Source organism: Rhizobium sp. BK112, assembly GCF_014193215.1.
GTDB lineage: Bacteria > Pseudomonadota > Alphaproteobacteria > Rhizobiales > Rhizobiaceae > Rhizobium > Rhizobium anhuiense.
This window is the reverse complement of record NZ_JACHYZ010000016.1, coordinates 71,683-96,909: the sequence shown is the minus strand read 5'-3', so window position 1 is coordinate 96,909 and position 25,227 is coordinate 71,683. Positions and strand designations below refer to the sequence as shown.

Here is a 25,227-nt window from a genome sequence, read left to right as displayed (position 1 = left end):
TGCGAAAACAGAGCCATACGCGTGGGAAGTTCGTTGATGCAGAAAATGTGGGTTGGAGAACGGTCGTCTCAAATGTGCCCGCGCCGAAAGGGTGGAGAGCCGTCCTGCAGGCTGCCTACTCTTCCCGAACCAAGCGACGCGCCCCGACAGAAGGTTCGTTCGCGGGCGACGCTGGCCGCTCCACGATGCGCAAAACGCCGTTTGCGGCCGCCGGCATCCACCCTTGTGGCCGGGGTAATTATCGCGCATTGTGGCGTGCGAAAGGAAACCCGATTTCGGCATTCGTTTTCTCATCTCGTGGCCAATAGGCGTAGATAGTAAATTATGCCAACGTCGATTCACATTGCAGGTTCTGACGATTGACCGAGGCGCTAGCGACCATCATTGTTATCGATGATGACCCCGAGGTCCGGGAGGCGCTTGGGAGTCTGCTGCGTTCGGTCGGCTTTGCCGTCAATCTCCTCGCTTCCGTGGGCGACTTCCTCACGTGCGGGCGACCCGATGGACCGACCTGTCTCGTACTCGATGTCCGGCTTCCGGGACAAAGCGGTCTTGATTTTCAGCTCGAGCTGTCGAGAGAAAACATACAGTTGCCGATTGTCTTCATCACCGGGCACGGCGACATCCCCATGTCTGTCAAGGCGATGAAAGGGGGCGCGGTCGAGTTCCTGACGAAACCGTTCCGAGACCAGGACTTGCTCGACGCCATTCACATCGGCCTGGCGCGCGACCGCGAATGGCTTGAAAATGAAAAGGCGCTGGCGACGGTGCGCGCTCGTTTCGCTAGCCTGACCCCACGGGAGCGCGAGGTGATGGCTTTGGTGGTGACAGGACGGCTCAACAAGCAGATTGCCAGCGCTCTAGGCGTGAGCGAGATTACGGTGAAGGTCCACCGTAGCCAGGTCATGCAGAAGATGGGCACCAGATCCCTGCCCGAACTCGCGCGTATGGCTGACAAGCTGATGCTCGCGCCAGGAAAGACTCAAACGAACTCATAAAGGTCTTGGCTGCGCGTATAGGTCATCCCCTGCTTATTGGTAATCGATCCTTCCTGGTGGCCAATAGCCCCAGCGGAAGCCCTCCTCTATGGTGCGCGTTCATTTCCCCCTCCTCCCAGGCCGGATCGCTACCGATCGGCCCGCCTTGGCCTCCCACCCGCGGGAGGCTTCTTTTTGGCCTCAGTCCCGGCAAGACACTTTCGACTCCAACACCGAAACCGACACCGAATCGAACTGACGGCACCCATGCGCGCGTTAGAGGAGCAGACCATCGCCCCAGTCATTGCGGGCCAGGATGACTTCGCCGACATGAGTCGCTGAGCAGAAGTTCGCTGATGGGTGTCCGTGCCGGTATTCCAAGGTATCGCAAAGCGAAACCACAGTATAATGTCGCGTCGTCCCTTCCATCGCTAGACTAGTCGTTGCCTCGCGAGACAGGTAGCGAATCCCCCCGTTGCTACCACCAAGCTTCGGCGCTCCCTCCATCCGAAGCTCTGCGGGTCCACGACCCGCCCGACCGCCCAGCAGCCGCTGGGCGGTCCTTCCTAGAGGTGGACCACGTATCGGCCGGGCGGGTGATGGCCTCGTTGTTGGGACGAACAGGCGAGATGTGGTAGAAGTGAGGAAGTGGTTGCGGTTCGTCATATGTGCTCGCTTTGGCCAATTTGACCGGACGGATCTCCGAAACGCGTTGGTGGAGATGGGAGTTTGGAGGTTCTTTGGGAGGACGGTGATCGCGTGTTCCACAGGCAACGGCGCCTGGGTGCCGACGGCAAGTGGAACCCGGTGCTGGTCGTGCTTTCGGCCCTCGAGTATCCGACACCTTCAAGCCTCGGTCGCCTCGACCATGAATACGGATTGAAGGATGAGCTTGATAGCGCGTGGGCGGTGCGACCGCTTGAGTTGGTGCGCGAGGGCGGCCGGACCATGCTGGTGCTTGAAGATCCGGGCAGCGAGCCGCTCGCCCGCCGGCTCGGAGCGGCAATGGAAACCGGACTTTTCTTGCGCCTAGCGATCAGCATCGCCGCTGCGCTCGGCAGAGTCCACCAGCGCGGCCTGGTCCATAAGGACATCAAACCGGCCAATATCCTGGTAGCGGGCACGTGCGCCGAGGTGCGGCTAACCGGCTTCGGCATTGCCTCACGCCTATCCCGCGAGCGGCAAGCGCTCGAGCCGCCCGAAGTGGTTGCGGGAACGCTTGCCTATATGGCCCCCGAGCAGACCGGGCGCATGAACCGCTCGATCGACTCCCGCAGCGACCTTTATGCGCTCGGCGTGACACTTTACGAAATGCTGACCGGGAGCCTGCCCTTTGCCGCTTCCGACCCGATGGAATGGGTGCATTGCCACATCGCACGACAGCCGATGTCGCCCAACGAGCGGACGGCGGACGTTTCACCGGCAGTCTCGGCCATCGTCATGAAGCTGCTCGCCAAGACGGCCGAGGAACGATACCAGACGGCAGGCGGCGTCGAGCACGATCTGAGGCGCTGTCTCAGCCAATGGGAAATGGAATCGCGGATTGAGGCGTTCCCGCTCGGCGAGCGCGATATCGCAGACCGGCTGCTGATCCCCGAAAGGCTATACGGGCGGGAGCATGAGGTCGAAACCTTGCTCGCTGCCTTCGACCGTTTGGTGCTGGGCGGGGCGCCGGAGTTAGTGCTGGTCTCTGGCTATTCCGGCATCGGAAAGTCGGCTGTGGTCAACGAACTCCACAAGGTACTGGTGCCGCCGCGCGGGCTGTTTGCGTCCGGCAAGTTCGACCAGTACAAACGGGACATCCCCTACGCGACCCTGGCGCAGGCCTTTCAGGGTCTGCTCAAAGGGCTCCTCGCCAAGAGCGAGGCGGATTTGGCACCGTGGCGCGAGGCGCTGAGCGAGACGCTGGGACCGAACGCAAAGCTGATGGTCGATTTCGTCCCCGAATTGAAGCTCGTCATCGGCGACCAGCCGCCGGTCCCGGAACTTCCGCCACAGGACGCGCAACGACGATTCCAACTGGTATTCCGGCGGTTCATCAGTGTCTTTGCCCGGCCCGAACATCCGCTGGCGCTGTTCCTCGACGATCTCCAATGGCTTGACGGAGCGACGCTCGATCTGCTTGAGGATCTGCTGACCCGGTCGGATCTGCAACACCTCATGCTGATCGGTGCCTATCGCGACAACGAAGTCACTGCCGCCCATCCGCTGATGCGGACGCTTGAGGTGATCAAGACCGCGGGCGGCAAGGTCGCGGAGATCACGCTTGCGCCGCTCACTGAGGACTGTCTCCAGCAGTTGATCGCGGATACGCTCCACTGTCAGCCTGATCGTGCGGCCCCGCTCACCCGAATGATGCACGACAAGACCGGCGGCAATCCGTTCTTCGTCCGTCAGTTCCTGTTTTCGCTCGCCGAAGAGGGAGTGCTCGCTTTCGACTATCGCGCGGCATGCTGGTCCTGGGATCTCAGCCGCATTCACTCCATGGGATACACCGACAACGTCGTGCATCTCATGGTCGGCAAGCTCGCGCGTCAGCCGCCCGAAACGCGGGAGGCGTTGCAGCAGATCGCCTGTCTTGGAAACACCGCAGATATCAGGGTGCTTTCACTCGTGCTCGGGATCCCGGAGGAGCAAGTCGCCGGGGCTTTGTGGCCTGCCGTCGCTCATGAACTGCTCGAGCGTCTGGCAGGCACCTACCGGTTCGTCCACGATCGCGTTCAGGAAGCCGCCTATTCGCTGATCCCGGAGGATCGACGCGGCGAGTTACACCTTCGCATAGGCAGACGACTTGCGGCGAATACTACGCCGGAGCGGATTGACGATCATGTCTTCGAGATTGTCAGCCAGCTTAATCGCGGAGCCGCACTGATCAACTCGGCTGAGGAGCGCGAGCAACTGTCAGAGTTTAATCTGATGGCCGGCAAGCGCGCCAAGGCCTCGACGGCATACGCTTCCGCTCTGAGCTATTTCGTTGCTGGCACGATGATGCTTTCGAAAGACCGGTGGCAGCGCCAGCACCAACTGGCGTTTGCGCTTGAACTGAATCGGGCCGAATGCGAGTTCCTGCTTGGCGCGCTGCCGGATGCGGAGGGCCGGTTAGCCCAGCTTTCCAGTTGTGCTGTCGGCTCCGACGATCACGCTGCTGTCGCCTGCCTGCGCATTGACCTCTATGCTGCGCTCGGGCAGACCAGCCGCTCCGCAGACGTCGGTCTCGAATATCTGAGGCGGTATCTCGGCGTCGACTGGTCGCCGCATCCGGCCGACGCGGAGGTGCAACGAGAATACGACCGGATCTGGTTGCAGCTCGGGAGCCGCGCGATCAAGGATCTCATTGATCTGCCATTGATGAGCGACCCAGCATCCTCCGCGACGTTGGATATTCTCGCCCGGCTCGTGGGGGCGGTATGGCATACCGACGCGAACCTGGCATGTATGGCAATCTGCCTGGCTGTGAATCTGAGCCTCGAGCGCGGCAACAGCGACGGCTCCTGCTACCATTACGTGTCGCTTGGCTATATTGCTGGGCCGCGCTTCGGTGACTATGAGGCCGGTTTCCGCTTCGGTCAGCTAGGCTGCCAACTGGTCGAAAAGCGCGACCTGAAACGCTTTCAGGCCAGGACTTACAAAGACTTCGGGGCTCACGTCATTCCGTGGACGAGACATGTCCGAATCGGCCGCGACATGTTGCGGCGAGCCCTTGAAATTGCCGATCAGAGCGGCGACCTGACGTTTGCCGGATACAGCTATGCCAGTTTGAATTCGAATCTGCTGGCAGCAGGAGATCCGCTTATGGAAGTGCAACACCAAGCGGAGACCGGCCTCGCATTTGCGCAAAAGGTGCAGTTCCAGTTCGTCGTAGATCTCACCAGCGCGCAGCTCGGGCTCGTCCGGACGCTGCGCGGGTTGACCCGGAAATTCGGTTCCTTTGACGACGACGGTTTTGACGAATGTGAGATCGAACGCCGGTTTTCTGAAAATCCGAATCTTGCGGAAATCTGCTACTTCGTCAGAAAACTCCAGGCCCGGTTCTTCGCCGGCGACTATGAGGCGGCCGTCGATGCGTCATTGCGGGCGCAGAGGCTGCCATGGACGTCGGTAGCGCATTTCGAAGAGACGCCGGAGCATCATTTCTACGGTGCCCTGGCCCGCGCCGCGTGCTGCGACGATGCTGTGGCAGACCAGCGGGCGCGGCATACGGAGGCTCTGGTTTTCCACCACCGACAGCTTCAGATCTATGCGAAGAATTGCCCGGAGAACTTCGAGAATCGCGCCGCACTTGTCGGCGCCGAGATAGCACGGCTTGAAGGCCGCGAAATCGACGCCGTGCGCCTATACGAACAAGCGATCCGCGCAGCGCGCGCCAACGGCTTCCTTCATCATGAAGCCCTCGCATATGAACTCGCCGCCCGCTTTTATGCGCTGGGAGGCTTCGAAGACTTCACTCGTCTCTATCTCCGCAACGCGCGAGGCTGCTATTTACGCTGGGGTGCCGACGGTAAGGTGCGGCAACTCGACCAGCTCTATCCGGACCTGAGAGGGGACGAACGCAGTCCCGCTCCAACAAGCACTATTGGTGCACCGGTCGAGCAACTCGACCTCGCAACCGTCATCAAAATCTCGCAAGCCGTGTCGGGCGAGATCGTCCTTCAAAAGCTGATCGACACGATCCTGCGCACCGCCGTTGAGCAGGCGGGCGCCGAGCGCGGCCTGCTAATCCTGCCGCGGGGCGGTGAGTCCCGGATCGCGGCGGAGGCCACGACTTGCGGTGAAGCGGTCGCGGTGCAGATGCTCGACGCGATCGTCACAGAGTTCACGCTGCCACAATCGCTCCTTCGTTATGTCTTGCGCACGAACGAAACCGTGGTCCTCGACGACGCAGCAGCTCAGAATCCATTTGCCGCGGACCCATATATTTGTCGGCACCGTGCTCGTTCTATCGTCTGTGCGCCGTTGCTCAATCAGGGCCAACTGACCGGGGTACTCTATCTTGAAAATAACCTCGCCCCTCGGGTCTTCGCGCCAGCTCGGATCGCGGTGCTGAAGTTGCTCGCCTCGCAGGCAGCAATCTCACTGGAGAATACCCGGTTGTACCGCGATCTCGCTGAACGCGAAGCCAGGTTCCGTCGCCTCGTCAAGGCCAACATCATCGGCATTATCATCTGGGATATCGAAGGTCGCATTTTTGAAGCCAATGACGCGTTTCTCCGCATGTTGGGCTACGACCGAGAGGACCTTGCCTCGGGTCGGCTATCCTGGACGGACCTGACGCCGGTCGAATGGCGCGACCGCGACGCACGGACCGTCGCAGAGCTGAAGATGATGGGGGCCGTCCAGCCGTTCGAAAAGGAGTATTTTCGGAAAGATGGCACCCGCCTGCCCGTGCTGATCGGCGGTGCACTTCTAGAAGAAAGCAGGAACGAAGGTGTCTCTTTCGTCCTCGATCTGACGGAGCGGCGGCAGGCCGAAGAGGCGTTACGGGAGAGCGAGGAAGCCTTGCGCGAGGTACAAGGGCAACTGGCTCATGCAAATCGCGTCGCCACAATGGGCCAGCTCACAGCGTCCATCGCCCATGAAGTCAATCAGCCGCTCGCCGCATCGCTCACCAACGCCCAGGCGGCGTTGCGCTGGCTCGGAACCCATCCGCCCAATTTGGAGGAGACGACACAGGCGCTGGGCCGGATCGTCGAGAACGCCAATCGAGCCAGCGATGTCATCGGCCGGATCCGTGCTTTGATCAAGAAGGAGCCGGCTCGCAAGGAGCGGTTCGACCTCAATGAAGCCATTCGTCACGTGATTGCCTTGACCGGCAGTGAAGTGCTCCGCCACGGCGTCACGCTGCAGACAGAATTCGCGGCGGGCCTCCCGTTGGTGGAAGGAGACCGCGTCCAGCTACAACAGGTGATCCTAAACCTGATCATGAACGCAATCGAGGCGATGAGCAGCATCAACGAGGAAGAGCGCGAACTGCTCATCAGCACCGGGGCAGATGCCTCAGGAACCGTTGTCGTCAGGATACGCGACAAGGGTCCGGGCCTTGACCCGCAGACAGTGGATCGTCTCTTTGAGGCTTTCTACACGACCAAATCGAGCGGCATGGGCATGGGCCTGGCGATCTGCCGTTCGATTATCGAGGCTCACGGCGGTCGAATGTGGGCCACCGCTGGTGAACCACGTGGGGCAGTGTTTCTGTTCACCCTGCCTCTCGAACGAGACGAAACCGCTGGCGCAATGCATGCCGACCAAATGGCAATGTTGGGAAACTGATTGGACCAACAACTGGCTGAAGCTCTCGCAGCCTGGGCAGGTCTCAGGCTGAAGGCCGTCGACCTGGCCCGCTTCTCCGTCACGAGACGATGAGGTACGGCCGAAGCTGAATTCACGTTCACGTCGCAGCCATCGGGCCAACGGGGCGGCAGTGGCGAAAGCAACAAGCGCATCGATCGTGCCGCGAAATCGTGCGCCAGGAAACTGGACGAGGCGACGGAGATGCCTGCACGAGCTAAAAGGTGCTAGGCACCAAGCTCGATGATCCTCAATTCTGGACCCAAACCCGGCTTACGGCATGTCGCGGAAATCACTGAAGGGCAGAGATCCCGAAGCCGTCTAAAAGACGGACAAGCCCGACGGAGTAGCACAAAAGACCGAACTGGGTTCCAGCAACATATAGGGTAAAGGCAGATCCCTGGGCGTGCAGAGCGCGTCCCCAGGGAGACTTGATCGTTTCGAATGGCATGACGGAGAACATCATCAAATGGGCCTCCAAGTCTGTAGGCGGCCATGATGAAATATCGGGCGGTGTGTGGAGCGGAGAGCCCGGAGCGCAAGGCCCAGCTTCCCCATATGCGCTGGGAAGCAGCGTCAATGGGACCAGTTCGATTTGGATGCGGTGGAGTTCATGTGTCATGGTCTCAATCCTTAGGCAAACGGTCCGACCCATCGGCTCGCCGGCACCTATCGTTGGTGGATGGCCTCAAGTCTGTCATTGATGCAGGCATCAGGAGGCGTGTTGAACGCCTTCGTGAGCTGACATTGCCGCGCGGGAGAAGTACCGTGACCGTAACAGGACGCCGCTCGACCTGCTATTGATCTTGAGGAAGGATCGGGTAGCGAAGAGGAGGAGACGACTTATACGGGGGTTTAGCCGTTCATCGGGGCCGGCTACCAGAAATCAGACCACCACCCGCTCCTCGCGATGAGATGCCTTCGGCGCGCTCCTCTTCCCACGTCGATGACATCAACCAGATAGAACGTCGTCCTGGACTGCGTTACCTTGGAAGCCGTTTGCGCCACTAGGAGAGCACGGAGCAACGTGGGCACCCTTCATGCTCGAAATGAGTGGCTGAGCCGGGCATAGCTCCCTAGCAGCCCGCCTGTGTGCTGCCTCCGTATAATTTGCGCATACACAAGTATGATGGCGGACCTACACTCTTCGTTTTACCTTTTGCTCCTGAGTGCTGGCCCCTCCAAATTGGTCATGTTCGCATCGGCGTCGGCAGCCATTCACTTGGAACCATGGCCAATCAGGTTCCAAAACCGTTAGGAAGGGACGCAGAATGCCAACGGTATCTCCGACTCCTATCACGCCTCCAGACGAGCATCTTGTCACCGCCAGAGAGGCGCTTGAGCCCCTCTATGAGAGACTGGAGCTTCACACCGAGGTCACCCTGCTGTCGGCGGCAATGGGGGCCGGATGGCCCGTCGACGAGGCAACGAGGGCGCTGGCTGCGCTTAGATTGCAAGACGCCCTCAATATTCTTGGCGGGAATTGAGGTCCAGCATATCGACCCCGCCCAAACGACCGAACGAGATGGAAGGCTTCGCAAAGTTCTAACGCGAATCGATCCGACGAGGGATTATCCAGCGGCACGATCATGGCGCAGGAATTTTGGTGTGGAATAGTCTGCACAGCAGAACCCACCGCCACATAGATTTTCCTTTGCGGTTGCGACAAACAACTTCGCCGGCATTCGACGTCGAAGGATTCGATGGTCGGACTGGAACTTCACAACGATATTCCCACCTTGTAAACCATCTCCATTCCGTATCGATGCTCCGACGAAGTAGCCGCGTTCCAGCGCGAGTTGCACCGCAATGTGCGGCAGCCGGTTGCCTCTAGAACCATTCAGCGTAACACCAGAGGCTCGCTTGGTTGCCGCGATTTAGCAGATCTACCAAGTTATCGGCCTCCTCGGCGGTCAGCATGTCCATGACAAACCCATTGACGACGGCCGGCTGTCCGACGACTTTATCGAACACCGTCCAGTAAATGTTGAGGTTCTTGCGACGGCTATATCTTTGCGCTGCCATCGTGTACTGCCTCCGGGTGCGGTAACGACTTTCGTCGATTGTGAGCGGTCTGTCAGATGTGACTGCTCGGCGGCTCTTGGATCTGCGAAGCCCGCGACGCTAGTCAGCAACTCGGCAGAGGAAGAAGGCCCGCATCCCCGCGGCGGCAAAGGAGCCCCTGCAGGGTCAGGTGGTTTGCCTTTAAACGGCGCTCACTGTAGAGCATTTTACTACCCGCCAGTGAAGAGATACATTAGCACTAGGGATGCTATCTACTTGTATATCCTTCCAAAAGCTCGCATCGCGTGGCGGCACCTCCCTAACGCCACGGTGCCGTGCGTTCGATCCATTCGCGCGTCCGCGCTTCTGGATCGACGTTCAAGGTAATGTCGGTGACAACGGCCGCGGTGTCGGCGCGCGCGTCGAATACGCCCTGTAGCCTGTCGACATTCAACCCGCCGATCGCCACCAGCGGCAAGGGCGCGACACGCCTTTTCCAGTCTGTGATCCGTTCCAGGCCTTGCGGCGCCCATTTCATCTGCTTGAGAATGGTGGGATAGACCGGACCGAGCGCCACATAGTCAGGTTTCGCAGCCAAAGCCGTTTCGAGCTCTGACGCGTTATGTGTGGAAAGGCCGAATTTCAGGCCGGCGCTGCGAATGGCATCAAGGTCGGCTTCCCCAAGATCCTCCTGGCCAAGATGGATGAAATCGCATCCCTCCTCGATCGCCAGTTTCCAGTAGTCGTTGACAACCAGCTGGCACTTCGCCGCTGCGCAAACGGCCTTCGAACGCCGGATTTCCTGGCGCAGGATTTCGTCCGGGCGATCCTTCACCCGCAGTTGCACCAGTTTGACGCCCAGCGGCACGAGACGTTCGATCCATTTGGAACTGTCGACAATGAGATAGAAGGGATCAAGTCTCATGCGAAAACGCCCTTTCCGACAACCGGGGTGGACGGTACCGCCATGTCGCGTGGCTCCAGCATGCCGGAAAGATAAGCGAGCCTTCCGGCCTCGATCGCCTTGCCAAACGCCTCAGCCATGGCAGGCGGATCGCCTGCGACGGCGACCGCCGTGTTGAGCAGCACCGCGTCGTAGCCGAATTCCATCACTGTTGCCGCATGCGACGGTCTCCCGATCCCCGCATCCACGATCAGCGGTATGTCCGGAAAGGCGCTCCGCATGGCGGTGAGCGCGGAAGGGTTGCGCGGACCGGCCGCAGAACCGATCGGCGCGCACCAGGGCATCAAGACCCGGCATCCGACGGAGACCAGCTTTTCACCCACCACCAGATCGTCCGTCGTATAGGGAAATACGCAAAACCCTTCCGCACAAAGAATGCGTGCGGCTTCGACCAGTTCGAACACATCCGGCTGGAGACTGTCGTGATGGCCGATCACCTCGAGCTTGATCCAGTCGGTACCGAATATCTCACGCGCCATCTTGGCGGTCAGGATCGCTTCCGACGCGCTGTGACATCCCGCGGTATTTGGCAGGACGCGGACCGCGAGCTGGCGGATGAGTTCGAAGAAGGCTCCACCCGTCTTTCCGCCGGCCGTTTCGCGGCGAAGCGAGACCGTGACGATCTCCGCGCCGGACCGGCTGACCGCCTCGGCAAGGACGGCCGGCGACGGATAACGCGCGGTACCGAGCAGAAGTCGCGAAGACAATGCAGCATCATAAAGAGAAAGCATGGATCAACCTCCCTGCATCGGGGACAGGATTTCGATACGGTCACCATCGTCGAGCCGGTGATCGGCTCGGTCCTCGCGATGCACGAGATCTCCGTTGACGGCGGTTGCCAGCCAGTCGCCCTCGTATTCCAGAACATGAAGGAGTTCGGCCAGGGTTACGGCCTCGCAGACCTGGGTTTCGCCATTGATTATCAGTTTCATGAGGTTAGCCTTTCAGAAGTGAATGCCGCTGGAGGAGAATATCGGCGGCCCGCACCGCCATGGCGGGCGCCAGCAGGAAGCCATGCCGATGCATGCCGGCGATCGCGAGCCCCTCCTCCGTCTCGATGACTTGCGGAATGTTGTCGGCAAACGCCGGACGTATGCCAGTCCCGGTCTCGACAACGCGTGCCTCGCCAAACGCCGGATGCAGCGCATAGGCCGCGTTCAGGAATTCCATGAGCGAACGCGCGGTAATCGGTCCGTCATCGTCAGCCTCGATCATCGTCGCCCCGACCATGAAACGGTGATCGTCGCGGGGCACGATGTAGATCGGATGGCGGGGATGCAGCATCCTGACCGGCCTGGAAAGGGTAATATCCGCAGTTTCCAGATAGAGCATTTCGCCTCGCACGCCGCGCAGGCCGGAAAGTCGCGGTATCGCCGCCGGCCCGGTGCAATCGAGCACGCCGGCAAACCGCCGGTCCTGCGGCTGGCATCCGCCGAAATGGAAGACGACGCCACGCTCGCGGAGCGTGCCGGCTAGTCTGGCCAGTGCGCGGCGTGGATCGAGATGCGCTTCCTGCTCGAAGAAAAGAGCCTTTTCGAAGCGGCCGGCTAGTGCAGGCTCGAGGTCGGCCACACCCTTGCGATCGATCCAGACATGACCGGTGGTGCGCGCGGCAAACCGGACGAGATCCGGAAGGTCGCGCGGCTGCGCCACGACGAGAGTACCGCGGCGACGAACCTCGCCGGGCACGGCCTCCTCCCACCATCCGGCCGCGCCCAGGCCCAATGTCAGGACAATCTCTTCGGCCGCCTCCCGTTCGCAATAGGGCGCGAGCATTCCTCCAGCAAAGTGCGAGGCGCCAAGTCCCGCCGCGCCGGCTTTTTCGATCACCTCAACCGAAAAGCCCCGCCTGACGAGCTCATGGGCCATCGCGAGGCCGGCAACGCCGGCCCCTTTGACGAGAAACGTAGACATTATGCGTTACCCGGAAGGTCTTCGACCGGCATATAAAGATCGCCGCCATCGCGGTATTTGGCAGCCATGGCTTGCAAGCCCTCCTTCTGCGCTTCGGCGCGGATATCGTGCGAAATCCGCATCGAGCAGAATTTGGGGCCGCACATGGAGCAGAAATGCGCCACCTTATGCGCCTCCTTCGGCAGCGTTTCGTCGTGGAAGGAACGGGCGGTTTCCGGATCGAGCGAGAGGTTGAACTGGTCCTCCCATCGGAACTCGAAACGGGCGCGCGACAACGCATCGTCGCGCACCCGCGCCGCCGGATGGCCCTTGGCGAGATCGGCGGCATGTGCCGCGATCTTATAGGTGATGACGCCCACCTTGACGTCGTTGCGGTCCGGCAGGCCGAGATGTTCCTTGGGCGTCACGTAGCAGAGCATGGCGGTGCCGAACCAGCCGATCATCGCAGCCCCGATGCCGGATGTGATGTGGTCATAGCCCGGCGCGATATCGGTGGTTAGCGGTCCGAGCGTATAAAAAGGCGCCTCGCCGCAAACCGCGAGCTGCTTGTCCATGTTTTCCTTGATCTTGTGCATCGGCACATGGCCGGGACCTTCGATCATCACCTGGCAATCCTTCGCCCAGGCGATTTTCGTTAACTCGCCGAGCGTTTCCAGTTCTGCGAACTGCGCCGCATCGTTGGCATCAGCGATCGATCCCGGGCGCAGGCCATCACCGAGCGAGAAGGAAACGTCGTAAGCGCGGCAGATGTCGCAGATCTCCTCGAAATGCTCGTAAAGAAAACTCTCCCTGTGGTGGTGCAGACACCACTTGGCCATGATCGAGCCGCCGCGGGAAACGATGCCGGTGACGCGATTGACGGTCAGCGGAATATAGGCGAGCCGCACGCCGGCATGGATGGTGAAATAGTCGACGCCCTGCTCGGCCTGTTCGATCAGCGTATCGCGATAGACCTCCCAGGTGAGGTCCTCGGCAATGCCGTTCACCTTTTCGAGTGCCTGGTAGAGCGGCACGGTACCGATCGGCACCGGCGAATTGCGGATGATCCATTCGCGGATATTGTGGATGTTTCGGCCGGTCGACAGGTCCATGACGGTGTCGGCACCCCAGCGGATCGCCCAGACCATCTTCTCCACTTCTTCCGCCATGGACGAGGTAACAGCCGAATTGCCGATATTGGCATTGATCTTTACCAGGAAGTTCCGGCCGATGATCATCGGTTCGGATTCTGGATGGTTGATATTGGCGGGAATGATCGCTCGGCCTTCCGCGACTTCCCGACGGACGAAATCCGGTGTCACGAAATCCGGGATATGGGCGCCAAAACTTTCGCCGTCGCGGATGAGAGCTTCCTTGGCCGCCTGTCGGCCGAGGTTTTCGCGAATGGCGATGAATTCCATTTCCGGCGTGACGATGCCGGCCCGCGCATAAGCGAGCTGGGTAACGGCCCTCCCCGCCTTCGCCTTGAAAGGCTGGCTGCGAACGGGGAATTCCGGCGTCAGCCTGTCGCCTGAAACAAAGCCGTTATCCTCCGGCCTGACGATGCGGCCCCCGTAGGATTCAACATCACCGCGAGCAAGAACCCAGCTTTCGCGCAGGCGTGGCAGGCCTGCATCAATGCGGATTTCGGCACTTTCTGCGGTGTAGGGACCCGAAGAATCGTAGACAGTGACTGGCGGTTCGCCAGAGGTCGGATGCAGTGCGATCTGACGCATCGGTACGCGGATATCCGGATGAATGGTGCCTGCTTTCAGGACTTTCGCGGAGGCGGGAAGCGGACCTGTGGTGACGACCGGAGTGAGTTTGGTGGCTGCAATATTCATGGTTCGAGGCTCCAAGTTTTGACGTTTGGAGACCCAGTTCCAGTGTTGGAATGATGAAAAAACGCCGTGGATTCCGAAGGCCGGATACCCGCCCTCGCTGCCGCAGCGCCCGCACCGTCCCTACGCCAGTATGAACTGGATCAGGTTCAACGGGTCACTGCGCCTCGGGCGGCCAAAGCCGATCCGACCAGCAGTATCTCAGCCCCTTGGCGGGACCCCCCTGGTGAATAGGGCTAAGCTATTGTGAGAAATGCCGCTCCGTCAAGCCCTTAGGGCACCATTCAGAACCCATATCCCGACCGCTTGAGTTCTGTTCATCGCGCCGCTGGGCTGACTGGCTTCGTGGAGTTTAGCGAATAGTGGCATGCTCAGCGCCGGCCCAATTCCCCGCCAGAACCTCCAGGAACGCAAAGCAATCGCCAACGGCTCGGTGCTCATCCGCTGTCACCCGACCACCCCTAGCGGCACCACTTTCGCCGGCGACAATAGAATGCCCTCGAAAAGCCAACTTGCGCATGGCGTCCCTCGCCAAAGCTGCGCAAACCAGACTCTTTTTCATTGCTCATCCCGTCAATGATCGGGAAAAGGGCAATAAGATCAATAATTAGACAGTATGATCAGTTTTTAATCAAAAATCAAAAAGCTCATCATTATGGCAGAATTTGCGGTTTATTTGGCCGAATATGAAACATCAGGTCTCTTGCCTCGTGACGGTATTGCAAGTGTAATTCTCCTCGTCTGATCGGCGCTTCCGGCGGGGTCAGACCAGCAAACAGCAGCGGAGCCGCCTTTTCAGCCCGGTCATTTGGCCGAGACGGCGGAGGCGTGCTCGGACGGCAAGGGGATGAGGCATGACAAAGCTTGCGACGACAATTCTGACCGGGTTTCTCGGGACCGGCAAGACCACGCTTCTCAATCACCTGCTCACCTCAATCGAAAACGAGAGCGTAGCGGTGATCGTCAACGAATTTGGGGAGGTCGGCATCGATGGAAAGCTCGTGGTGCCGACGGCGGACGAGGTCATCGAGCTGAACAATGGCTGCATCTGCTGCACTGTCAGGGGCGATCTCATCGCCGCGATCGGCGAACTGCTGCGCTCCGGACGGCCAATCGACCGCATCATCATCGAGACTTCGGGTCTTGCCGATCCGGCGCCGGTCATCCAGTCCTTCCTGCTCGACGAAACGCTCGCCAGGCGGCTGCAGCTTGATGCGATCGTGACCGTCGTCGATGCCCGCCATATGAAGCAACAGCTCTCTCAGGACGAGGCGAGGGAGCAGATCAGCTTTGCCGACGTGCTGCTGCTCAACAAGATCGACCTGGAGAGCGCCGAGGACCTTGCCGCCACCGAGCAGCAATTGCGCGGGATCAATCCGCTTGCCCGGATCATCCGGACGAGGGATTGCAAGGTCGAGCTCTCCGCGGTGCTCGACGTCGGCGCCTTCGACCTCAAGAACATCCTGTCTATCGACCCCGATATTCTCAAGGACCATGAACACGAGCACGACCAGAGCATCGGTTGCGTGGCGATCCAGGACTTCGGCCCGCTCGATCCAGCGGCGCTGAACGTCTGGCTCAATCGCCTGGCTCAGGAGATCGGCACGGACCTCTTCCGCATGAAGGGCGTGCTGAATCTCCACGGCGAGCAGCGCCGCTATGTCTTTCACGGCGTGCACATGACGCTTGAAGGACGCCCCGGAAAGGCCTGGGGGCCTTCGGAAAAGCGGCTCAACGAAATCGTCTTCATCGGCAGGAACCTCGACGACGCGATGCTTCGAGACGGCTTCATGAGCTGCCTCAGCCAGCAGCGCGCGCTGGCATCCTGATGCGCATCCGCCCAACCCCTCAACAAGGAGACAGACCCATGCCCCCGCTCGTTGCCGCAATGATCAGCCTCGGTGTGCTCGGCGCCATCGACACCTATATCACCGCGACGATATTTCCCGTTCCCGTGTGGGTCACCTTCATCGCCTGGGCGTCGTTCTTCGCCTGCGGCGGCGGAAACCAGGGGCTGGTCAAATCGATCGTTTCCAACTGGACCGGCATCGGCATCGCCTCGATCACGCTGCTGATCATCCAGTATGGCCCGGCCCACCCGATCTTTGCGGCGATCCTGGTCGGCGCCGGCACCTCAGCAATGATCCTGGCCTCGGCCATCCCGATCTTGAACTTTCCGCCGGCGATCGTCTTCGGCTTCGCCTCTCTCGTCGGCACCAGCGCGGCGACGGACACGACGATCGTCACCTCAGGTCTCAATCATCCGACCCTCGTCGCCATGGCCGCGATGCTGCTCGGCGGCGTCTTCGGCCTGCTCTCGGAAATCGGAACCCAGCTTCTGGCCGGCAAAAAATCCGCGACCGCCTGAGCGTCATCGTCACCATTCACCATAAAGGAAGATCCCATGAAACTTCAGCATTATCTTGGCGGCCTTGAGGGGCTGGGGCCCGTGAGCACGGAAACGCGCGTTTTCGTCGAAGTCTGGGAAACCAGGATCTTCGGCATCCATACGGCGATGATGGCGCTGTCGCCGCAGCTTCCGCTTCCCGAGACGCCATCGACGTTCAAGACCATCTGGACCTGGGCGGACCTCAGGAAAGGGGCGGAGTCCCTCAATCCGTTCGATTATTTCAGGTTTCGCTATTACGAGAAGTGGCTCGGCGGAATATCGGGATACTTCATCGACAACGGCTATATCACGGCAGAAGAGCTCGATGCGCTGACGGGGGAATATTACAACGCGCCGTCGAAGCCGCTGCACGAGGCCGGCGATGAGGCGATCGACCGGCGCGTCGTGCAATATCTAGTCGAAGGCGACAGCCCCAAGCGCGACGTCGGCGTGACCTTCGAATTCAAAGTCGGCGATACGGTGGCGATCCGCGATGTGCCGACCGTCGAGCATACGAGGCTGCCCGGTTTCCTCCGCAACAAGTTCGGAACGATCGAGACCGTCTATGACGGGGCTTACACCTATCTCTGCGACACCGGCCCCGACGGCGTCGGCGCGGCGATGCCGGTCTACTGCGTTCGCTTCGAACCGAGTGACCTCTGGCCCGATAATGCCGAGAAGAATTTCAGCCTCTATGCCGATCTCTACGCCCACTATGTCGAGGCACCGGAAGCCGGCGAAGCCTCCAAGGCCGCCTGAGACGCACACCAGTCGCCGCCATTCCAGTCAAGGAGCCACAACAATGATGGACCGTTTTCACTATCGCCAGGACCGGGAAGCCTACAGCGCTGCCCGCGTCAAAGCCCTGGAAGCCCTGCTGATCAAAAAGGGCGTGATCACCGACAAAACCGTCGATACAGTCCTCGATTTCTTCGAGACAAAGATGGGGCCGTTCAACGGCGCCAAGATCGTCGCGCGCGCCTGGGTCGACCCGGCGTTCAAGGACAGGCTCGTCGCCGACACGCCGAAGGCCATCGCCGAACTTCAGTTGCCCGAGGGCATGGCGGGCGCCGAGGGCGAACACATGCGCGCGGTGGCCAACGCCCCCCATGTCCATAACCTCATCATCTGCACGCTTTGCTCCTGCTATCCGTGGCCGGTGCTCGGCCTGCCGCCCTACTGGTACAAGGACCCGACCTTCCGCAGCCGTGCCGCCCGCGAGCCGCGCGCCGTACTGACGGAGTTCGGGCTGGCGGTTCCCGATGCGGTCGAGATCAAGGTCTGGGATTCCAGCGCCCAGATCCGCTGGTTCGTCGTGCCGGAACGCCCGGCCGGCACGGACGGGCTTTCCGAAGCGGAACTCGAGGCCCTGGTCACGCCCGAAGCGATGATGGGTGTCGCCGTCGCCAGGGCAGCGTGAGGAGGGGACATGCTGACGCAATTCGAGCATTTCGCCGTCACCGAGATGATGGGCAGCACCGACAACCCGCCGCGGGCGAACGGCTCGCTCTGCTTCGGCAGCGAGTGGGAGCGAAAGGCCTTCGGCATGGCGCTTGCGCTCGCCAAGGACGGCTTCTTCGAATGGGACGACTTCCGCGACGAGCTGATCAGCACGATCAGCGCCTGGGAAGCGGCCCATCCAGTCGATCGATCCTCCTGGAATTATTATGACCATTTCCTGGCCGCCCTCGAAAAGGCCGTGGCGAAATCCGGCGTCATCGACGCAGACGAGATCAAGGCCGCCTTCGCGGCCTGATCACCATAGAGCGCCGCGCGTCCCGCAGGACGCGCCAAGGACGTTCTATCACTTTGAATTGGCGCATGGTCCTTTCCGAAATCGATTCCGATTTCGGGGTTATGCGCTGGCCCTTCAGTCAACATGTTATCGGCGCCAAAGGCGCCATGTCGAAAGGTTTTCCGATGTCCACGCCCTATATCGTCTCATCCTCGGCACCTGTTGCCACCGCTTCCGCCACGAGGCTGCTTCAGTCGGCGATTGCCGCCTGCGTTGGCCTCATGATCGTCGGCTTTGTCGGCTTCTCGCATATCGAAATCGTCCACAATGCTGCGCATGACTCGCGCCACGCCAACGCGTTTCCGTGCCACTGAGAGGAGAATGACAATGTCGCTGTTTCGCTCGATCGTCTTCACCGCGGTGCTCGTCGGCAGTATCGTCGGAACCGCTGTCACGGCCGTCCAGTTCTTCGGCACGAGCCAGCTCATCGCCAAGGCTGAAGTCTACGAGAAAGCGGGTGAGGCACTGCCGGCGGCAGGCGCCGCAGCCGCTGTTCCCGCCGGACACGATCATGGGGCGATGGCCGCTCATGACCATGAAGAGGGAGGTTGGGAGCCGGCCGACGGCGTCGAACGGACGGCCTTCACGCTGGCCGCCAACATTCTCACTGCCATCGGCTATGCGCTGGCGCTGACCGGGCTGATCTCGATGCGCGGCAAGGCGCTCGGCTGGCGCGAAGGGCTGATGTGGGGGCTGGCGGGTTTTGCCTGCGTGATGATCGCGCCGTTGCTGGGATTGCCGCCCGAACTGCCGGGCACGCCATCCGCGCCGCTTGCCGACCGGCAGGTCTGGTGGATAGCGACGGCGGCTGCGACGGCTTGCGGCCTCGCCCTGATCGCCTTTCACAGGAAGCCGTGGACGGCGGTCGCCGCCATCGTGCTGATCGCGGCTCCGCATGTGATCGGTGCGCCAGCCGCGCCAGAGGGCCGGCATGCGCTGGCTCCGGAAGCGCTCGAACATCAGTTCATCGCCGCCGCAGCCATGACCAGCCTCGTCTTCTGGGCGCTGCTCGGATCGCTGACGGGCACGTTCTTCCGGCGTTTCGAGGCATAGGGTGGAAGAGTTGCACCTGACATGGCGCGAGGATATCGACTCGCTGCAGTTTGACGCCGGCAACGGCGGCCACTGTTTCGTCCACCGGTTTGCGCTGCGGACATTGCTCGGCGCCAGGCCTTCGCCGGACGAATGCCTCGCCTTCGCCAGGCGGAACGCCCCTGCGTTGCTCAGTGCCGCCCGGCAGAGGATCGAGGCCAGCGAGGCACCGGCAAAGCGGAATTTTCATCTCGACAGCCGGCAGATCCGCCGCAGCCTTTCGTAAGCTGGCAGGCTAATTGCATGAATTGAACATGCGGGCGTTTCCGGATCCGCATCGCAACAGGGGTCAAGGCAATGCGCATTGTTATTCTTTCCCCGCCCGGGGTCCAGTCTCTGGATATCGTCGGCCCCGCCGAGGTCTTCTGGGAAGCCGCCCAAAGGCTTGGCGACACGGATGCATACGACATACAGATCATGTCGACAGGAGCGGCGTCCGTCAACGGAACGGGCAAACTCCGGTTCCTCGCCGACCGGACGATCTTCGACCCGGACGAGCCGATCGACACACTGCTTGTCGCTGGCGATCCGTCGTTCCAGACGATCGATCCCGAGGTTATCGCGTGGCTGCAGCGGCGGGTGCCGACGGTCCGGCGCTTCGGGTCGATCTGTACCGGCGTGTTCCTGTTGGCGGCTGCGGGGCTGCTCGACGGAAAGAACGTAACGACGCATTGGGAATGTGCCGGCAAGTTCGCCAGGGACTTTCCGGCAATCGATCTCGATCCCGATGCGATCTATATTCGCGACGGTGCACTCATAACGGCTGCGGGCGTCACATCGGGCATCGATCTGGCGCTCTCGCTGGTCGAAGAAGATCACGGGCGCGATGTCGCGATGATCGTTGCCCGCTACATGGTGATGTTCATGAAGCGTCCAGGCGGACAATCGCAGTTCAGCGCCCATCTCGTCGGCCAGATGTCGGAAACGACGCTGATCCAAAAGGCGCAGGAATATGTGCTGGCAAACCTCGGCGCTTCGCTCGCTGTAGATGATCTGGCGCAGAAAATCGGCATGAGCAAACGCAATTTCGCCCGGGTGTTCCGCCGCGAGCTCGGCATGACGCCAGCGGACTTCGTCACGGCGGCGCGAACCGACGCTGCCCGCCGTCTGCTGGAGGATACCGCCCAGCCGCTGCAGAAGATCGCCGCCATGTGCGGCTTTAGCGACGTCAATGCGATGCGCCGCGCCTTTGCGCGAACGATCGGAGTGAGCCCAAACCACTATCGTGGCCGCTTTCAACGTTCCGCGCCTGCCGGTATCGAACGATCCAAGTATATGGTTTATGAGACCCGCCAGCCGCGCCGACAGGAGCTGCGATTGTAATGGACGTTCATGCCCTGATCCCCGAAAACTGAAGGGGGACTCAGGTCAGAGGAAAATCCCGGCGGATTCGGTTGTGATCTTGCATCCGAAACTTACGCAACGAGACCAATCACCGTTGGCGTTTCTCATGCGCAGCGGCCTGACCAAACCTAGCTCTTGAGAGGATATGAACTTCTGACCCGCCAATCGCGGGCAGAGCTTACTCTAGCCATTTGCGACCGTGCTCTTGAAAGCGGTTGCGACAGAGAATCTAGACAAACTGTCTTCCAAGTCTTGATCATCAATGTGCATAGATCTAATGAGGCACGCGTCAGTGACCTTGGGAGTTTAGAATGCAAGTTATGGTACGTGACAATAACGTTGAGCAAGCGCTCCGTTTTTTGAAAAAGAAGTTGCAGCGCGAGGGCGTTTTCCGGGAGGCCAGACTTCGGGAGCGTTTTGAAAAACCCTCCGAAAAACGTGCTCGTGAAAAAGCCGAAGGTATCAGGCGTGTCCGCAAGCTGGCTCGCAAAAAACTTGAGCGGGAAAGCGGTATCTCGGTCCCCAAGAAGGCGAGAGCTTTCGCTCGCTAGCAGGGATCGGGCGACGAATTTTTCGTCAGTCGACGATAGGACTTTCTCGTGCCCGAGATGTTCTTTTCCTGAAGGCCATACGGGGTGTCCGACGACAAGCGGATAGCTTCGAGATCGGCGTTGGCAGCGAGCATGTCAGCAAATGATTCCACCGTAATTGTCCTGATCGTCGGGCCTCGCCGGGCGGGCAAAACCACGCTCGTGCGAAAGATGGATGATGAGAGCCACCAATACATCACGCTGGACGACCAGACGGTCCTCGCCGCTGCGCAGCCCGATCCCGCCGGATTCGTCCGCGGTCTTGACCGGGCGATCATCGACGAAATCCAGCGCGCGCCCGAGCTGTTGCGTATCCGCTGTTCCGGCCCCACGTTGCCCTCGCCGTCCTAGTCTGTGATCTTCTTTCCATGGACGAGCAATGGAATTTTCTCCATGGAGACTACATCGGAGCTTCTCACGACCAGGAAGTCTGGACGTGAGCTTCAACGTAAGCGGCATCGGTTTAACGGCGCTGCGCAGCGTCGCACCTACAGCCGGGCTGTTTCTTGCGCAGAGCGCGAAAGTGTTTCCCTTTGTGAGGTCTTTTTCCCGACGGATCGCGGCGAACATCTCGGGCTGATAGTCAATGATCAGCAGAGCCACCTAGTCGTGATTCCAAACGGCGTTTTGCGGAGACGCCTTCTGTGATTTGGAAACGCCCTTCGCGGCCGAAGTCGCTGCTGCCAGTTGCGGCAGGCCGCTAACGGCGACTCCAGCGGCCATCAGCGTTAGCACATCACGGCGAGCTATATCGGAGGGGTCATTCGTGTTCTCCTAGCGATGCGCGAGGGCGCACGGCTGCGCCCCTGGAAAGGCCCGGCGGAGGGTGGTGTGTTTATGGACTTGGCTCTGCTGCTTAGAGTTTGATCTGCGACAGCTGCCGGTCGAAATCACCTGCGTCGAAATAATCGCGCCACACGGTAATCTTCCCGTCAACCACCGTGATGGTCCCCATGACGGGGAGCGTAATGGTACCACCACTCTGGTGACGAAAGATGTCAACACGTTCGTTCAGGACGACGTTGCCGTCTGCCGCGATCGCTTTCACCTGCCAATCCAAGGTGAATGCGGTACCGATGCCGAACTCCTTGTGGAATTTCGCGACGGCGTCAGCGCCGACGATATTAGGGAGCGGGACGTTGTCGTAGACAACGTCGGAAGCGAGCATTGCCAAGGCCTCGTCGACGCGATTGGCATTCCAGTGGCCGAAAAACGTCCTGGCGATCTCAATTGGTGTAGAGTCTGGCATTGATGTCTCCATTGCTTTCGGCGCTGCTGTTCATTTCGAATAAGCATCAAGAGGTCGCTTGAGAAGCCGATGAAACTCGATATGTTTTATCGGACTTTCCGATGGGGCTAGTATGAAAGACGTTTCGCTTGAGCGCCTAAGGGCATTTGTCGCCGTAGCGGAGCAGGGAGGCCTTTCAGCGGCCGGACGCTTCCTCGGCAAGGCGCAATCGGCGGTCAGCGAGGCCGTCATAGCCACGGAGTCGCAACTTGGTTATGCCCTATTCCGGAAGAATGGTAGGCGCACCGAACTGACTGAGCATGGCAGGGCATTGTTGCCGGACGCTAAGGCTGCGCTCGATGCAGCCGATGCGTTCAGAGCCAAGGCGGCGAACTTTCAGGGTCACATAGAAGCGGAACTTGCGTTCGCGGTGGATGTGATGCTGCCAACATCGAGACTGACAGCCGTCATAGACAGGTTCAGGCGGGAATTTCCTCATACCACTCTCTCGGTATATTCGGAGTCGCTCGGATCGACGTTGCAAACCGTCTGGGACAGCCAGGCTTCGTTTGCGGTCATTGGCACCTTGCCCGACGCGCCCTCCGAATTCGTGACGACACCGCTTTGCGACATACCCATGTGTCTCGTCGTCGGAAGTAGCCACCCTCTTTCAATGGAACGAGAACCCATCACGCATTCGGCGTTAACTCAGCACAACCAGCTTATAATATCAGACAAGACTTCTCGATCAACTGGGCGATCTTTCGGGGTGTTTTCGCAGAAGGTCTGGCGGGTGGCCGACCTGGGCTCGAAACAGGAATTCCTGCGTGCTGGCCTCGGGTGGGGGTTGATGCCAGTCCATCTCGTCGAAGAGGATTTGAAGACAGGACGCCTCCGGAGACCTCGGACCGAAGTTGAGAATTCACCGGATGGGTGGAAGCCAATACCCCTGTCAATTGCTTTTAAGCGATCACGGCCGCCCGGGCAGGGTGGGAGGTGGATGATCGACAATCTCATAAGCGAGTTGGCGTTACCTATAACTGATTGACAAAACGCGGAAGCCCGAAGAACGAAATGGGAGATTGCCCTGTCACCTGCCAAATAGGCCGGCGCGACGGAGGCCGGGCCACCAAGGTCATGGCTGAGGATATAGAAGCGTTCAACACCTTCGGCGTCCATCGGTTCAATCATGTCCTGCGCGATCGTGCTCGGCTCTAACCGCCGAGCGGCTTTTCGCTATCGGCGAACCCTCGGAGGTCCGAGACCTGCTCTGTCGCAGCGCTCGAACTGATCACATGCGGATGGGATTGTGCTGCGGGGGACGCTTGCAATGTTTCTAGCCGCGCTTGACTGGCGCAGAGAAAAGACTTGTCTCTTACCGTTTCGCAGTTCTGCCATATATTTCAGAATATGAGAGTCCGGCGGACGATTGTGTGGCGTTTGGAGCTTTGGCGGTGGATGCCGTCAATCCTTGCTTTGCTGCTGACGTTGTTCTCGGCTTTGGGCCTGGCGACGCCCGCATCTGAAGCTGAGCGTGTCGCCATAGTCCTGAAGATGAACGGGGCGATTGGCCCGGCGACGGCCGACTATGTAAGACGCGGCCTTCAACGGGCCAATGAACGTGGCGCCAGCCTGGTTGTCCTGCAGATCGACACGCCCGGCGGTCTCGACACGTCGATGCGCGACATCATTCGTGCGATCCTTGCCTCCTCGATACCGGTCGCGAGTTTCGTTGCACCCAGCGGAGCACGAGCCGCCAGCGCCGGCACCTATATTCTTTACGCAAGCCATATCGCGGCAATGGCACCAGGCACCAATCTGGGTGCGGCGACGCCGATCGCACTTGGCGGCCGACCATCCGATGGTGACCGAAACGACAGCCCTGATACGACCGGCAAGCAGCGGCAAGTGCCGCGCGATGCCGGCGAGGCGAAGGCGATCAACGATGCGGTGGCCTATATCCGCGGTCTTGCGGAACTGCGCAATCGCAACGCCGACTGGGCGGAGCGCGCCGTGCGCGAGGCCGCGAGCCTTTCCTCCGCCGCAGCTCTGCGTGAGAAGGTCATAGATTTCGTGGCGGCCGATATAAACGATCTCCTCGCACAGGCGCAGGGCCGGGTCGTGCGGGTCGGTCAAACGGATGTCCGGCTCGAAACATCGGGTCTCATCGTCCAGGAACTTGAACCAGACTGGCGAACCCGCCTGCTTTCGGTGATCACCGATCCGAACATCGCGCTGATCTTGATGATGGTCGGTATCTACGGCCTGATCTTTGAGTTTCTGACGCCCGGGACGCTGGTGCCGGGAACGATCGGCGGCATCTGCCTGCTGCTTGGTCTCTATGCTTTGGCCTTGCTGCCGGTGAGTTTTGCGGGCCTCGGGCTGATTATTCTCGGCGTGGGTCTGACGGTGGCCGAGGCGCATTCGCCGTCCTTCGGCGCGCTCGGCGTCGGCGGCGGCATCGCACTGGTGCTCGGCGCTACCATCTTGTTCGACACGGACATACCCGGGCTTAAGGTTTCCTCGTCGGTGCTTGGCGCAATCGCCGTCGCCTGCCTCGCTCTTAGCCTTGTCATTGCCCGTCTCGCCTTCATCTCGCGCCGGCACGATGTCGTCACCGGCGGCGAGCAGATGATCGGAATTTCAGGCAAGGTCGACAGCTGGACGGGCATTTCGGGCTTCGTCATCGCTCATGGCGAACGCTGGAAGGCCATTTCAACTGAGCCGCTCGCCGCCGGCGACCGTGTGAAAGTGACCGGCCGGGATGGGTTGACGCTCGAAGTGGTCCGCAGTTCGCAGGAGGCCTGACGGCCCTCAGAATGCAG

At 60.4% G+C, this 25,227-nt stretch carries 23 protein-coding genes, 1 pseudogene and 1 riboswitch; of the genes and pseudogenes, 17 read left to right on the top strand and 7 right to left on the bottom strand.

Translation table 11 applies throughout. The features are described from left to right. The first annotated feature begins 359 nt into the window (after positions 1–359). The 3 genes from FHT75_RS30910 to FHT75_RS36065 all read left to right on the top strand — a co-directional run bounded on the left by FHT75_RS30910 (position 360) and on the right by FHT75_RS36065 (position 8,749). Positions 360–998, top strand: coding sequence for a response regulator transcription factor (locus tag FHT75_RS30910; protein ID WP_183845656.1), 639 nt, complete (start codon positions 360–362; stop codon positions 996–998). A gap of 708 nt (positions 999–1,706) precedes the next feature. Then, complete coding sequence (locus FHT75_RS30905) at positions 1,707–7,244, top strand: trifunctional serine/threonine-protein kinase/ATP-binding protein/sensor histidine kinase (RefSeq protein ID WP_183845657.1); 5,538 nt, start codon at positions 1,707–1,709, stop codon at positions 7,242–7,244. A 1,289-nt stretch (positions 7,245–8,533) separates the two neighbouring features. Next, positions 8,534–8,749, top strand: a complete 216-nt coding sequence (locus FHT75_RS36065; RefSeq protein ID WP_097544219.1) for a hypothetical protein — start codon at positions 8,534–8,536, stop codon at positions 8,747–8,749. A gap of 343 nt (positions 8,750–9,092) precedes the next feature. On the opposite strand, the gene FHT75_RS30900 is transcribed toward FHT75_RS36065, so the two are convergent. The 6 genes from FHT75_RS30900 to thiC form a co-directional block, all read right to left on the bottom strand. After that, positions 9,093–9,287, bottom strand: a complete 195-nt coding sequence (locus tag FHT75_RS30900; protein WP_097544218.1) for a hypothetical protein — start codon at positions 9,285–9,287, stop codon at positions 9,093–9,095. 298 nt (positions 9,288–9,585) lie between these two features. Next, positions 9,586–10,191, bottom strand: coding sequence for a thiamine phosphate synthase (locus tag FHT75_RS30895; protein ID WP_127430011.1), 606 nt, complete (start codon positions 10,189–10,191; stop codon positions 9,586–9,588). Then, on the bottom strand, positions 10,188–10,961 hold the full coding sequence (locus tag FHT75_RS30890) for a thiazole synthase (protein WP_097544216.1): 774 nt from the start codon (positions 10,959–10,961) through the stop codon (positions 10,188–10,190). Before FHT75_RS30890 ends, FHT75_RS30895 begins: the two co-directional genes overlap by 4 nt. Positions 10,962–10,964: 3 nt before the next feature. Continuing rightward, positions 10,965–11,162 carry a sulfur carrier protein ThiS gene (thiS, locus tag FHT75_RS30885; RefSeq protein WP_018245349.1) on the bottom strand — a complete coding sequence of 66 codons (198 nt, stop codon included), beginning with the start codon at positions 11,160–11,162 and terminating at the stop codon, positions 10,965–10,967. A 4-nt stretch (positions 11,163–11,166) separates the two neighbouring features. Continuing rightward, on the bottom strand, positions 11,167–12,144 hold the full coding sequence (thiO, locus tag FHT75_RS30880; protein ID WP_183845658.1) for a glycine oxidase ThiO: 978 nt from the start codon (positions 12,142–12,144) through the stop codon (positions 11,167–11,169). Further along, a complete protein-coding gene (thiC, locus tag FHT75_RS30875; RefSeq protein WP_183845659.1) occupies positions 12,144–13,967 on the bottom strand; it encodes a phosphomethylpyrimidine synthase ThiC in 1,824 nt (607 codons plus the stop codon). Before thiC ends, thiO begins: the two co-directional genes overlap by 1 nt. Positions 13,968–14,066: 99 nt before the next feature. Beyond that, positions 14,067–14,199, bottom strand: a riboswitch (TPP riboswitch). Positions 14,200–14,818: 619 nt separating this feature from the next. On the opposite strand from thiC, the gene FHT75_RS30870 reads away from it, so the two are divergent. The 12 genes and pseudogenes from FHT75_RS30870 (at position 14,819) to FHT75_RS30815 (ending at position 21,754) form a co-directional block, all read left to right on the top strand. Next, positions 14,819–15,793: a CobW family GTP-binding protein gene (locus FHT75_RS30870; RefSeq protein WP_018517433.1), complete on the top strand. Its 975-nt coding sequence runs from the start codon at positions 14,819–14,821 to the stop codon at positions 15,791–15,793. A gap of 38 nt (positions 15,794–15,831) precedes the next feature. Beyond that, the gene (locus FHT75_RS30865; protein WP_018245354.1) at positions 15,832–16,332 is read left to right on the top strand and encodes a DUF1097 domain-containing protein; all 501 of its coding nucleotides are present in this window, start codon (positions 15,832–15,834) and stop codon (positions 16,330–16,332) included. 36 nt (positions 16,333–16,368) lie between these two features. Beyond that, entirely contained in the window at positions 16,369–17,112 is a 744-nt protein-coding gene (gene nthB / locus FHT75_RS30860) for a nitrile hydratase subunit beta (RefSeq protein WP_183845660.1), read from the top strand. 43 nt (positions 17,113–17,155) lie between these two features. After that, positions 17,156–17,773 carry a nitrile hydratase subunit alpha gene (nthA, locus tag FHT75_RS30855; RefSeq protein ID WP_018245356.1) on the top strand — a complete coding sequence of 206 codons (618 nt, stop codon included), beginning with the start codon at positions 17,156–17,158 and terminating at the stop codon, positions 17,771–17,773. Between the two features lie 9 nt (positions 17,774–17,782). Next, positions 17,783–18,109, top strand: a complete 327-nt coding sequence (locus FHT75_RS30850; RefSeq protein ID WP_168332196.1) for a nitrile hydratase accessory protein — start codon at positions 17,783–17,785, stop codon at positions 18,107–18,109. A gap of 164 nt (positions 18,110–18,273) precedes the next feature. Further along, the gene (locus tag FHT75_RS30845) at positions 18,274–18,462 is read left to right on the top strand and encodes a CbtB domain-containing protein (protein WP_246713023.1); all 189 of its coding nucleotides are present in this window, start codon (positions 18,274–18,276) and stop codon (positions 18,460–18,462) included. 13 nt (positions 18,463–18,475) lie between these two features. Further along, positions 18,476–19,201, top strand: coding sequence for a CbtA family protein (locus tag FHT75_RS30840; RefSeq protein ID WP_183845661.1), 726 nt, complete (start codon positions 18,476–18,478; stop codon positions 19,199–19,201). Between the two features lies 1 nt (position 19,202). Next, on the top strand, positions 19,203–19,466 hold the full coding sequence (locus tag FHT75_RS30835) for a hypothetical protein (RefSeq protein ID WP_312865398.1): 264 nt from the start codon (positions 19,203–19,205) through the stop codon (positions 19,464–19,466). A gap of 71 nt (positions 19,467–19,537) precedes the next feature. Beyond that, positions 19,538–20,563, top strand: coding sequence for a GlxA family transcriptional regulator (locus FHT75_RS30830; protein ID WP_027686797.1), 1,026 nt, complete (start codon positions 19,538–19,540; stop codon positions 20,561–20,563). A 332-nt stretch (positions 20,564–20,895) separates the two neighbouring features. Beyond that, positions 20,896–21,135, top strand: coding sequence for a 30S ribosomal protein S21 (gene rpsU / locus FHT75_RS30825; protein WP_018517427.1), 240 nt, complete (start codon positions 20,896–20,898; stop codon positions 21,133–21,135). 132 nt (positions 21,136–21,267) lie between these two features. Beyond that, positions 21,268–21,483 (top strand): annotated as a pseudogene (locus tag FHT75_RS30820) (AAA family ATPase); the annotation flags it as partial. A gap of 127 nt (positions 21,484–21,610) precedes the next feature. Beyond that, positions 21,611–21,754: a hypothetical protein gene (locus tag FHT75_RS30815; protein WP_165504952.1), complete on the top strand. Its 144-nt coding sequence runs from the start codon at positions 21,611–21,613 to the stop codon at positions 21,752–21,754. Positions 21,755–22,030: 276 nt separating this feature from the next. Here FHT75_RS30815 and FHT75_RS30810 read toward each other — a convergent pair whose 3' ends face one another. Then, positions 22,031–22,423: a limonene-1,2-epoxide hydrolase family protein gene (locus FHT75_RS30810; RefSeq protein WP_183845663.1), complete on the bottom strand. Its 393-nt coding sequence runs from the start codon at positions 22,421–22,423 to the stop codon at positions 22,031–22,033. A 112-nt stretch (positions 22,424–22,535) separates the two neighbouring features. Between FHT75_RS30810 and FHT75_RS30805 the strand changes: the two genes are divergently transcribed. Together FHT75_RS30805 and FHT75_RS30800 are read left to right on the top strand one after the other, a co-directional pair. Further along, a complete protein-coding gene (locus FHT75_RS30805; protein ID WP_018245366.1) occupies positions 22,536–23,450 on the top strand; it encodes a LysR family transcriptional regulator in 915 nt (304 codons plus the stop codon). Positions 23,451–23,860: 410 nt separating this feature from the next. Continuing rightward, complete coding sequence (locus FHT75_RS30800; protein WP_183845664.1) at positions 23,861–25,210, top strand: NfeD family protein; 1,350 nt, start codon at positions 23,861–23,863, stop codon at positions 25,208–25,210. Positions 25,211–25,227: the final 17 nt, after the last annotated feature.

Excerpts from the sequence above, each read along its gene's own strand:
- FHT75_RS36065 (WP_097544219.1), top strand. The coding sequence starts at position 8,534 with ATGCCAACGGTATCTCCGACTCCTATCACGCCTCCAGACGAGCATCTT.
- FHT75_RS30900 (WP_097544218.1), bottom strand. The coding sequence starts at position 9,287 with ATGGCAGCGCAAAGATATAGCCGTCGCAAGAACCTCAACATTTACTGG.
- FHT75_RS30895 (WP_127430011.1), bottom strand. The coding sequence starts at position 10,191 with ATGAGACTTGATCCCTTCTATCTCATTGTCGACAGTTCCAAATGGATC.
- FHT75_RS30890 (WP_097544216.1), bottom strand. The coding sequence starts at position 10,961 with ATGCTTTCTCTTTATGATGCTGCATTGTCTTCGCGACTTCTGCTCGGT.
- thiS (WP_018245349.1), bottom strand. The coding sequence starts at position 11,162 with ATGAAACTGATAATCAATGGCGAAACCCAGGTCTGCGAGGCCGTAACC.
- thiO (WP_183845658.1), bottom strand. The coding sequence starts at position 12,144 with ATGTCTACGTTTCTCGTCAAAGGGGCCGGCGTTGCCGGCCTCGCGATG.
- thiC (WP_183845659.1), bottom strand. The coding sequence starts at position 13,967 with ATGAATATTGCAGCCACCAAACTCACTCCGGTCGTCACCACAGGTCCG.
- FHT75_RS30870 (WP_018517433.1), top strand. The coding sequence starts at position 14,819 with ATGACAAAGCTTGCGACGACAATTCTGACCGGGTTTCTCGGGACCGGC.
- FHT75_RS30865 (WP_018245354.1), top strand. The coding sequence starts at position 15,832 with ATGCCCCCGCTCGTTGCCGCAATGATCAGCCTCGGTGTGCTCGGCGCC.
- nthB (WP_183845660.1), top strand. The coding sequence starts at position 16,369 with ATGAAACTTCAGCATTATCTTGGCGGCCTTGAGGGGCTGGGGCCCGTG.
- nthA (WP_018245356.1), top strand. The coding sequence starts at position 17,156 with ATGATGGACCGTTTTCACTATCGCCAGGACCGGGAAGCCTACAGCGCT.
- FHT75_RS30850 (WP_168332196.1), top strand. The coding sequence starts at position 17,783 with ATGCTGACGCAATTCGAGCATTTCGCCGTCACCGAGATGATGGGCAGC.
- FHT75_RS30845 (WP_246713023.1), top strand. The coding sequence starts at position 18,274 with ATGTCCACGCCCTATATCGTCTCATCCTCGGCACCTGTTGCCACCGCT.
- FHT75_RS30840 (WP_183845661.1), top strand. The coding sequence starts at position 18,476 with ATGTCGCTGTTTCGCTCGATCGTCTTCACCGCGGTGCTCGTCGGCAGT.
- FHT75_RS30830 (WP_027686797.1), top strand. The coding sequence starts at position 19,538 with ATGCGCATTGTTATTCTTTCCCCGCCCGGGGTCCAGTCTCTGGATATC.
- rpsU (WP_018517427.1), top strand. The coding sequence starts at position 20,896 with ATGCAAGTTATGGTACGTGACAATAACGTTGAGCAAGCGCTCCGTTTT.
- FHT75_RS30810 (WP_183845663.1), bottom strand. The coding sequence starts at position 22,423 with ATGCCAGACTCTACACCAATTGAGATCGCCAGGACGTTTTTCGGCCAC.
- FHT75_RS30805 (WP_018245366.1), top strand. The coding sequence starts at position 22,536 with ATGAAAGACGTTTCGCTTGAGCGCCTAAGGGCATTTGTCGCCGTAGCG.
- FHT75_RS30800 (WP_183845664.1), top strand. The coding sequence starts at position 23,861 with ATGCCGTCAATCCTTGCTTTGCTGCTGACGTTGTTCTCGGCTTTGGGC.